Annotated in this window: 8 protein-coding genes and 1 pseudogene; 4 read left to right on the top strand and 5 right to left on the bottom strand. The window is 67.4% G+C overall.

The window, feature by feature from the left end:
• The 4 genes and pseudogenes from VF542_RS18340 to VF542_RS18355 form a co-directional block, all read right to left on the bottom strand.
• Window positions 1–298 (bottom strand): annotated as a pseudogene (locus VF542_RS18340) (alpha-L-glutamate ligase); the annotation flags it as partial.
• On the bottom strand, window positions 295–462 hold the full coding sequence (gene lysW, locus VF542_RS18345) for a lysine biosynthesis protein LysW (RefSeq protein WP_408653141.1): 168 nt from the start codon (window positions 460–462) through the stop codon (window positions 295–297). The pseudogene VF542_RS18340 and the gene lysW, both read right to left, overlap by 4 nt.
• A gap of 537 nt (window positions 463–999) precedes the next feature.
• Window positions 1000–1791, bottom strand: coding sequence for a 2OG-Fe dioxygenase family protein (locus tag VF542_RS18350; RefSeq protein WP_408653142.1), 792 nt, complete (start codon window positions 1789–1791; stop codon window positions 1000–1002).
• A 58-nt stretch (window positions 1792–1849) separates the two neighbouring features.
• The gene (locus VF542_RS18355) at window positions 1850–2599 is read right to left on the bottom strand and encodes a sulfotransferase family protein (protein WP_408653143.1); all 750 of its coding nucleotides are present in this window, start codon (window positions 2597–2599) and stop codon (window positions 1850–1852) included.
• A 264-nt stretch (window positions 2600–2863) separates the two neighbouring features.
• Here VF542_RS18355 and argB point away from each other — a divergent pair, with 264 nt between their 5' ends.
• The 3 genes from argB to VF542_RS18370 all read left to right on the top strand — a co-directional run bounded on the left by argB (window position 2864) and on the right by VF542_RS18370 (window position 5659).
• Window positions 2864–3691 carry an acetylglutamate kinase gene (argB, locus tag VF542_RS18360; protein ID WP_408653144.1) on the top strand — a complete coding sequence of 276 codons (828 nt, stop codon included), beginning with the start codon at window positions 2864–2866 and terminating at the stop codon, window positions 3689–3691.
• A gap of 10 nt (window positions 3692–3701) precedes the next feature.
• On the top strand, window positions 3702–4913 hold the full coding sequence (locus VF542_RS18365) for an MFS transporter (RefSeq protein ID WP_408653145.1): 1212 nt from the start codon (window positions 3702–3704) through the stop codon (window positions 4911–4913).
• 134 nt (window positions 4914–5047) lie between these two features.
• The gene (locus VF542_RS18370; protein WP_408653146.1) at window positions 5048–5659 is read left to right on the top strand and encodes an RNA polymerase sigma factor; all 612 of its coding nucleotides are present in this window, start codon (window positions 5048–5050) and stop codon (window positions 5657–5659) included.
• Between the two features lie 148 nt (window positions 5660–5807).
• Here the strand turns inward: VF542_RS18370 and VF542_RS18375 are convergent, their stop codons facing one another.
• Window positions 5808–7229 (bottom strand): iron-containing redox enzyme family protein, encoded by a 1422-nt coding sequence (locus VF542_RS18375; protein ID WP_408653147.1) that lies wholly within the window; start codon window positions 7227–7229, stop codon window positions 5808–5810.
• 527 nt (window positions 7230–7756) lie between these two features.
• Between VF542_RS18375 and VF542_RS18380 the strand changes: the two genes are divergently transcribed.
• Window positions 7757–8013, top strand: a 257-nt coding sequence (locus tag VF542_RS18380) for a hypothetical protein (RefSeq protein ID WP_408653148.1), incomplete at its 3' end; no start/stop codon positions are given.

Consider the following 8013-nt stretch of genomic DNA (forward strand, 5'->3'; position numbering starts at 1 on the left):
CGGCTGCCCGCAGCGCCAGCGAGGTGCGCCACTTGTCGGCGCAGAGGTCGATCGCGTGGGCGCTGTTCAACACCCGGCTGCCCTCGGCCTCCAGCGTCCAGGCCGCGTAACGTGCTCGGACGCTGGCGATCTCGCGGTTCAGCACCACCGGCCACCGCCGGTCCGCTGAGCCGCCGTGCAGGGTACGGGTGTCGACCTGCTCGTACCGGACGCCGTGCCGCTCCAGGGCGGTGAGGAGCTGACGCTCCTCGGTTCGAACGCGCGATGTCAGCAGCGCGAGCTGAGCGTGCGCTGTCATTCCCCCCAGTCTTCCTCTACCTCGGGGGCGAGCACCAGATTCACCGGGTCGAGGGTCAGTACCTCGAGTTCGCTGTGGCAGTCACCGCATTCCACGACCTCGCTCAACCGAGGTCGTTCGGCGAACGCGACATCGGCCGCGCATTCGGGGCAGGTGGTGGTCATCGTCTCTCCTGATTCACCTTATGGGAGCTGTAGAACTGGCTTGGTATCGAACGTTTCGGACCCTACGCAGGAACTCCGCCGGCAGCGTCGTCATCGCCACGAGCCGGTGAGCAGGTATTCGGCTGAGGTTGTCGCCCGGCTCCTCGACGGCACGCTTACCCCTGGGTAAACGCGACCACCAGTATCGGAGGCGCGGGAGATCGGTCAGCGTGCCGTGCGTCCGGCGGTTGGGGAGGCCAGGTCGCCGGTGGAGGCATCGGGCCGAGACGGTGCGCGCATGGCGTGCGGGCGTAGGGTCTCCGCACTCGGCACGGCGCACTCGGCACAGCGCGCTCGACGGGGGGCGCGCTCGACGGGGGAGGAGTCGCCACGACTCATCGTGCGTGACTTCCGGCAGAACTCGATAGCCCACCAGCAGCACGAGGGTGCGACGCCGCGTGGGACCAGCACGCGGTGGCACGGGTAGGGCAGGGCGGCCGGCAGATCCGCGGCGGCCGCGCCGGTGACGATGCTGCCGAGTCGCGCAGGACTGCGAACTCAGCTGCCCAGCGTCTCCGAGACGAGGGACCAAGCCGCATGCTCGTCGCCACGGACGCTGGTAGCGGCCTCCAGCGACGGGACCTCGGGAAAGTCGAGGAGCAGCATGTCGCGCCAGCCCTCGCTGGCTCCTGCGGGCTTGATGGCGGACACACCGTGATGCAGGCGGCGGTCATCCACCAGCAGGCATTCGAATGGCTGGGTCAAGTAGGTCTCGTATACGGCTGTGCCGCTGTCGTAGAAGGACGACCGGCCACCATCGACGGCGTTGCGAAGGATGAACACCTGGGCGACGAAGCGATGCCCGTCCTGATGTATGCCCTCCGGCGTCGGCAATCCATCCGCGGCCACCGATGCCTGAACTCGGATCTGGTGAATTCCCACGTCCATGCGCTCGATCCGGTCCGGAAGATCGGGGAGACAGTGGCATAGCACTCGGATGAGGCTGGACAGCACGGGCGAGGCCACGACAGCCGGGTCCAGCGGGGCGAACTGCCGTTGGATGCCACCGAAGATGGGGTTGACCTCGTTCGATTGCACGAACGGCGCGGGCGGCAGCGACTCGATTCCTTCTTCCAGGACGGCAATGCGGCCATAGCGTCGTAGCCGGCTGGCGCCCGAGCCCGTGAGGTACGGATCACGGGGCAGCGCGTTCCAACTGCCGACGAACTCCTCGACGGAACGCTCGGTGCAACCTGAGCGGCTGGGGTCGAGTAGTTCCGGCGCCAGGTGGGCATAGCCGAAGGCTTCCAGATCGCGCTTCGCTGAGGCGGATGAGTTGACTCGGGTCATCAGATGTCCTTCATGGCTCAACTACGACGGTTTCGCTGCTCGAACTCGGGAAGATCGCTCAGCATGACGACTGACTTCGGGTTGCATGCTCGAGCAGGCGCTCGTAGAACGGCTGCTGATAGTCCAGGATGGCGGCCAGCCGATCGTTGCCGGCGACCAGCGCGGCAGCCCCCGCCGACTGCCGGACGGCACTGAACCCACTGGTACGGCTGACCTCCTCATGCCATCGCTGCGACGGCCCCCACTCGGCGCGGTGTCCCGGCTGCCAGCTCAGCGCGGCCGGCCGGTACTCGATGCCCACCGCGGCGCAAAAGGCCCTGACCACGGCCGCCGGTTCCGCCAGCAACTGTCCCGCGTCCATCACGAACGGCCGTCGCCCGGTGGCTGCACGGACCGCCTCGAAGATCTCCAGCTGGTGTCCGAATCCGATCTGCTCGGCCCGCACCTCGGGATTGATCCGGAAGTACGAGGCGATCGTCTCCTGCGGCGATCGGATCAGAAAGGTGTGCACGGCATCCTCGGCCAGGAAGGCGGTGTCGGCCAGGACCGCGGGGTACTGCTCGTCGGTGGTGTCCTTGAAGAACACCGGGCCGGCGCTGACGAGTTCGCGCAGGCGGCCCAGCAACGCTGTCTCGCTGGTCACGGTCGCGCCGCCCACCGAGACCTCTCCGAACTCGGCGAGGTAGGAGAACGGCTCGTGCACCGCGGAGAAATCACCGCGCTCGAGCATCATCCGGAAGAAGGCGGTAGACATGCACCGCGGGGCACTCCATAGCGCGAGGATCCTGGGCACACCTCCGTTTGTCATTTGCTACCTCTTGTCCGTCCGTCCGGGGGCCGGGCCAGCTGCCGTGCCCATCGGTGATCGCCGTAGCTCGATATGCCAGACAGTAGGAGTCGGGGCAGTGCCGGCGAACCCGCCCGGCGTCCAGCCGAGTTTGCGGTGGGTCATCGCAGCGTTGCACCGAGCGGGGACATCGCGATGAGCCGGTCACCGGCCCTCTGGCGTCAGGGTGGTCGCCGACGCACCCGATCCCGGTGCCACCGCGCGGACAGCTTATGGGAGCAAGCAATGCTCAATGGCCACCTGGCCTCTACCGTTGTCGTCAAGTGCGGCGGCGTGGTCTCGGAGTTGCCCGAACCGCTGTGCGCCGACCTGGCCGACCGGCACCGCAAGGGTGAGCGGTTGCTGCTGGTGCATGGCGGCGCGAGCGACATCGACCGGATCGGTGGCCAACTCGGCGTTCGGCAGCGCCGGCTGATCGGGCCCGGCGGAGTGTCGGGCCGCTATACCGATCCGGAGACGATGGCGGTGGTCACCATGGCCCTGGCCGGGGTGGTCAAACCTCGGCTGGTGGAGGCCCTGGTACGGCACGGGGTACCGGCGATCGGGCTGACCGGGCTGGACGCCGGCCTGGTCACCGCGGTCACGAAAAAGCCGTTCCGGGCTCGCCTGGACGACCGATCGGCCATCATCCGTGACGATCGCAGCGGCCGGATCACCGCGGTGAACTCCACCGCGCTGCATCGACTGCTGGACGCGGGCTTCCTTCCCGTGCTGTCACCGCCTGCCTTCGGTGCGGACGGGGCGCTCAACGTCGACGCGGACCGGTTGGCGGCCGCGGTGGCGGCCGCGATGGGCGCGCAGGAGTTGGTGCTGCTGTCTGACGTGCCTGGTGTGCTGGAAAATCTGGCTGATCGCGAATCCGTGCTGGCGCGCTGCTCGATCCCAGCCGACGGTCGGCCACCGGTGAGCGGCGGTGGCATGGGGGCGAAGTTGACCGCCGCGCACACGGCGCTGGTGGCCGGCGTCCGGGTCAGGATCTTCTCAGGCCTGGTGCCGGCGCCCTTGTCGAAGGCACTGGCCGGCCATGGCACCGAGGTGGTGCTGGAGCCATGACGTCAGTGCCATGACGGTCCTCGATGCGTCGCTGCTTCGCAACAGCAGGTGGTGGCAGTGGTCCGCGGCGGTCGGCCTCACCAGGCTGCCACCGGCGATGGCGCCCTTGGCCTCGATCTTCGCCGGACGAGAAACCTCGGGCTCCTATGCCTTCGGCGCCTTGCTGGCCGGTAGTTACGCCCTGTGCGAGTCCTTGGGGGCACCCCGCCTCGGTCGCGCGCTGGACCGGTGCCCGCCAGACAGCCGCGCCGGCCGGATGCGTAGCGCGCTGGTGCTGTCAGGTACGAGCCTGACAGGCCTTGCAGTCGCGGTGTACGCCGCCGCACCGTCATGGTTACTGGTGCTGTTGACCATGCTCGCCGCGTTCAGCAGCTCCGGAGTGCCTGGTGGGTACCGGGCGATGCTGACCGAGCTGGTCAGCCCGGCGCAGCTGCTGACGGCTCTGAGCTGGGACGCGACCCTGCTCGAGGCCGAGTGGTTGATCGGTCCGATCCTGGTTGCCCTTACGCTGGCTGGCGGTCAGCCCGCCGTCGCCTATCTGGTCATGGCCGGGTGCGCGATCGGTGCCGCGTTGCTCAGTTACCTGGTGCCCTCGACACCTGAGCGCCCCGCAGCGGAGCGCTCCGATGCCCGCGGCGCCTGGCGCCACCGCGCGAGCTGGCCCTGCTACCTGACCTCCGGCACCCTGGGCACGGCCGAAGGCGGCTTCATCGCCGCGCTCCCCGCACTGCTGACCAGCCTGCACGGCCACGCGTCGGCGGCCGGCCTGTTCGCCGCGTTGCTGGGGCTGGCAAGCATGATCGGGGGTGTCGGCCTGTCGGTCCTGCAGAGCCGGCTGGTCGGTGGACCGGGTCGACTCGCCGATTGGAGCCTGCTGATCATGTGTGCTTCGCTGGGGTCGGCCACGCTGGTGCCGTCCGTGTACTGGTTGGTGGTACCGGTGCTGGCAGGTGGCCTCTTCATCGCACCGGTCAACGCGCTGCGCGGCCAGGCGCTGGAGCAGACTCTTCCGGCAGCGTTGCGCAGCGAAGGCTTCTCCTTTCAGTACGGGGCATACGGTGTCGGAGCAGCGGCGGGTTCGGCACTGGTGGCGCTGGTGGTGGCGAGTAGCGCGCATATTGCGGTGGTGCTGGTACTGGCAATCCCGGCGCTGCTCAGCGCGGCATCGCTGGCACTGCAAGCAGGACGTGGCGCGGTGCTCGCCCGGCGGGACGCGGGCTGATCGGCGGAGTTGCGCCCGCTGAGCGATGCGTCGGCCGTCGGCCTGACCCAGGTGCCCGGTACACACCGCGTGTACCTTCTCATCAACCTTTGAACCTACCTGCGGTGCCCATGTGTCGGAATACGATCAGCCCCATGAGCACCACCTCGCCCTCGCATGGCGCATCTGATGCGACAGTGGCGCTGCTGGGCAGGCTGGTCGCCGACTTCGACCTGGGTTTCGAGGAACTCGTACGCGGATATGAAAGAACCGTATTCTCAACCGCGTTACGGATCACCGGCTCCACGACGGAGGCCGAGGACCTGTCCTCGGAATGCTTTCTGCGAGCATTCCGCGCGCTGCGCGAGTACCCGGCTGAGCGGACGCTCGCCCTGCAGCCCAGAGCCTGGCTGCTGACGATCCTCCTCAACACCTGGCGAAACCGCATACGTGAGGCCGGCCGCCGGGTGGGCGAGGTGACCATGGCCGAGCTCCCCGAGCGCGCACACGCCGGCAGGAGCGTGGAGGAGCAGATTCTGGTAGGCGAGAGGGCCCAGGAGCTGAATCGATTGCTCTCGACCCTGCCGGCGGCGCAACGCTCTGCGATCGTGTTGCGGCATGTGGTAGGTCTTCCCATAGCCGAGGTGTCCAGGGTGATGAACTGCCCTGAGGGCACGGCTAAATCTCATGTCTCGCGGGGCATCAGCGCCCTGCGTGGCCGCTACGCCGATCCGTCACGGAATCCCACGTCGCGCGTCGCATCCTGACCGCGCACCGTCTCTGATCGCGCACCGTCTCTGATCGCGCACCGTCTCTGATCGCGCACCGTCTCTGACCGCGCACCGTTTCTGATCGCGCACCGTCTCTGATCGCGCACCGTCTCTGACCCCGCACCGTGCCGGCCGCGCCGCCTGACTACAGGAACGTGCGGTAGTCGCCTACCGAGTGCAGCTCGTACACGCACTCGTCGGATTCGATGATCGCGCCGTGCAACCTGTTCCGCCAGATGATGATGCCCTCGCCGGCTTCCAGGACCTGCTGCGACTGGAATCCGCTCACGAATCTCATGGTTCCGGAAACGATGTGGCAGAGCTGGTCACCCTGATGGCTGTGGGTGGTGGACAACTCGCCGTACGGTTCGGCAATCCGGACGACCGGCACGTCGACCTTGGCCTCCAGCACCGCCCGGTAGACCCGCTCGTACAGCCGCTTGTTGGCCTTTCCCTCGTCCATCCAGCTGATCTGGGCCACGAAGTCCTCCTCGGCCAGCTCGGCAACGATCTGGGCCTGCTGGTACCCACGCAGGATCTCCGGGATGACGGCCGGCCCACACCGTTGGACAACCGGGAGGACGAGGTTCTCCAACACCGTCCGGCCATTCCCGGCCTCGGTGGCGGCGTGCTCGGTGAAACATTTCACGTCGACTGCGCCGTCGAACACATCGGTCAGCAGTGCCGCGGCTCGGGCGCTGAAGTCAGCCAGTGTGGACTCGGCGTGGAACAGCGCGCCGAGGTAGCGGAAGAACAGCTCGTGGTTCCTGCCCAGGTAGTGGAAGTAGTTGCTCATCAGCAGGCTTCCTGGCAGGTAGTACTGCCAGTAGTGATGCAGGCCCTGCCGCAGCCCCACCGACGCAAGGGTGTGCTCGTACCGGGTGCGGTGCGCGGCGTCGTGCATCCCGTGGCCGTACCTGCCGATGACGATCTCGGACCACTCCGGGTCCGGCTCGCCGAGGGTGCCGAGCACGGTGCCCAGCATCGCCGAGGCCATCGACAGCAGCCCCGGTGGGCGCTGGATCAGCCACATCCTGGCCGCGCGCCGGGGATCGTCCGAGTGCCGGATCGCCTTCTCCGTGGCCAGCAACACATTCCTGTCGTGCCCGTCCAGTTCTCGCAGGAATACTTCGAGCGATTCGGTGTTCCACGCCCCGGAGATGATGACCTCGTCCTCCAGGAAGGCGAAGGCGTAAGCCTCCAGCGCGGGTCGGATCGCCTCGCCACGGGCCCGGTTGTCGGAGCTGTAGAAGGACCGGAAGTCCTCATAGGTTCCCGGTGTCAGCTCCGACTGCGGCAGGAGCACCAGATCCGCCTCGTAGATGCAGGTCAGCATCCGCTGAGCGGCCAGGCTGGCATGGCGCAACACCTGGTCACGACGCAGCGGCGTGGTGAAGTCGAGGTACCGCAGGTCCTGGGGACGCAGCTGCCGCCGGTAGGGGTTGTCGTCGTTCTCCCAATGCTCGCCGTCCAGGTAGATCGGATTGGTGGCGAAAGCAAGCACGGCGGCGCGCAGTTCGGCTCCGCTGAGCCGGTGCTGTTCATCTGCCGGGGATCGGTAGGTCACGGTCAGCTTCTATCTGCGCACGGCATAGCCGGGGTCATGTCGTAGTCGTGAACCCATCAGCTCCCTCACGACGGGAGATAGCGACAAGTGCCAGTTCAAAGAAGGGGAACTGCGTGTGCTCGACAGAAGAACACCCGCGGAGGTGATCTGGTTGCGAGTGGGTGCCGCGACCACCCAGACAGGACAGCTCTGCAACCGAGGCAGAGCGATCGGTGTTCTTCAAGAGGAACTACAGCGATCAGCGCGAAAGCGCGAGCGGACCCCCACCGCTGACCCTGAGGTTGTTCACTTCGCCGCTGCCCAGCATGCGGTCGAGCCGACATGACCTTGCTACGCCTGCCGCAACGAAAGCTTCGCCCATGATAATTGCTGACCGGCAACTGGCTCCCGTCAGAGCTGTCCAGCCCGATCTGGTCACTGCAGCCCCCTCGGCCGACCTGCGTCGCGCATGGGCGGCGATGACGGACCTGCGGGCTGTTGGCTCGGCGACCTCTCATACGGTGCTGAGCGCGGATCTGGCTGTAGCGGTGGACATCCTCGGTGAGGCTGTACACCGCACCGGACCCAGCGGCGCGCGCCGGGTACCGTCGGCGGGCGCCATCTTTCCCTACGAAACGCTCGCGTTATGCCGCGCGCCGGCCGGCGGGGACGGCTTCGGCTGGGGACTGTTCCGGGTCGAGGGCCCGACCGCAAGCTGCACCAGGATGCCGATCTCGGCCACCTCGCTGCGGCGGCTGGTCGCTGGCATGCCCAGCGGTTCAGCCCTGGAAGGTTGCTACCTGAT

The sequence above is a fragment of the Jatrophihabitans sp. genome (assembly GCF_036389215.1).
Taxonomy (GTDB): domain Bacteria; phylum Actinomycetota; class Actinomycetes; order Mycobacteriales; family Jatrophihabitantaceae; genus Jatrophihabitans_A.

Coding starts and splice junctions, on each gene's coding strand:
- lysW (WP_408653141.1), bottom strand. CDS start 462: ATGACCACCACCTGCCCCGAATGCGCGGCCGATGTCGCGTTCGCCGAA.
- VF542_RS18350 (WP_408653142.1), bottom strand. CDS start 1,791: ATGACCCGAGTCAACTCATCCGCCTCAGCGAAGCGCGATCTGGAAGCC.
- VF542_RS18355 (WP_408653143.1), bottom strand. CDS start 2,599: ATGACAAACGGAGGTGTGCCCAGGATCCTCGCGCTATGGAGTGCCCCG.
- argB (WP_408653144.1), top strand. CDS start 2,864: ATGCTCAATGGCCACCTGGCCTCTACCGTTGTCGTCAAGTGCGGCGGC.
- VF542_RS18365 (WP_408653145.1), top strand. CDS start 3,702: ATGACGGTCCTCGATGCGTCGCTGCTTCGCAACAGCAGGTGGTGGCAG.
- VF542_RS18370 (WP_408653146.1), top strand. CDS start 5,048: ATGAGCACCACCTCGCCCTCGCATGGCGCATCTGATGCGACAGTGGCG.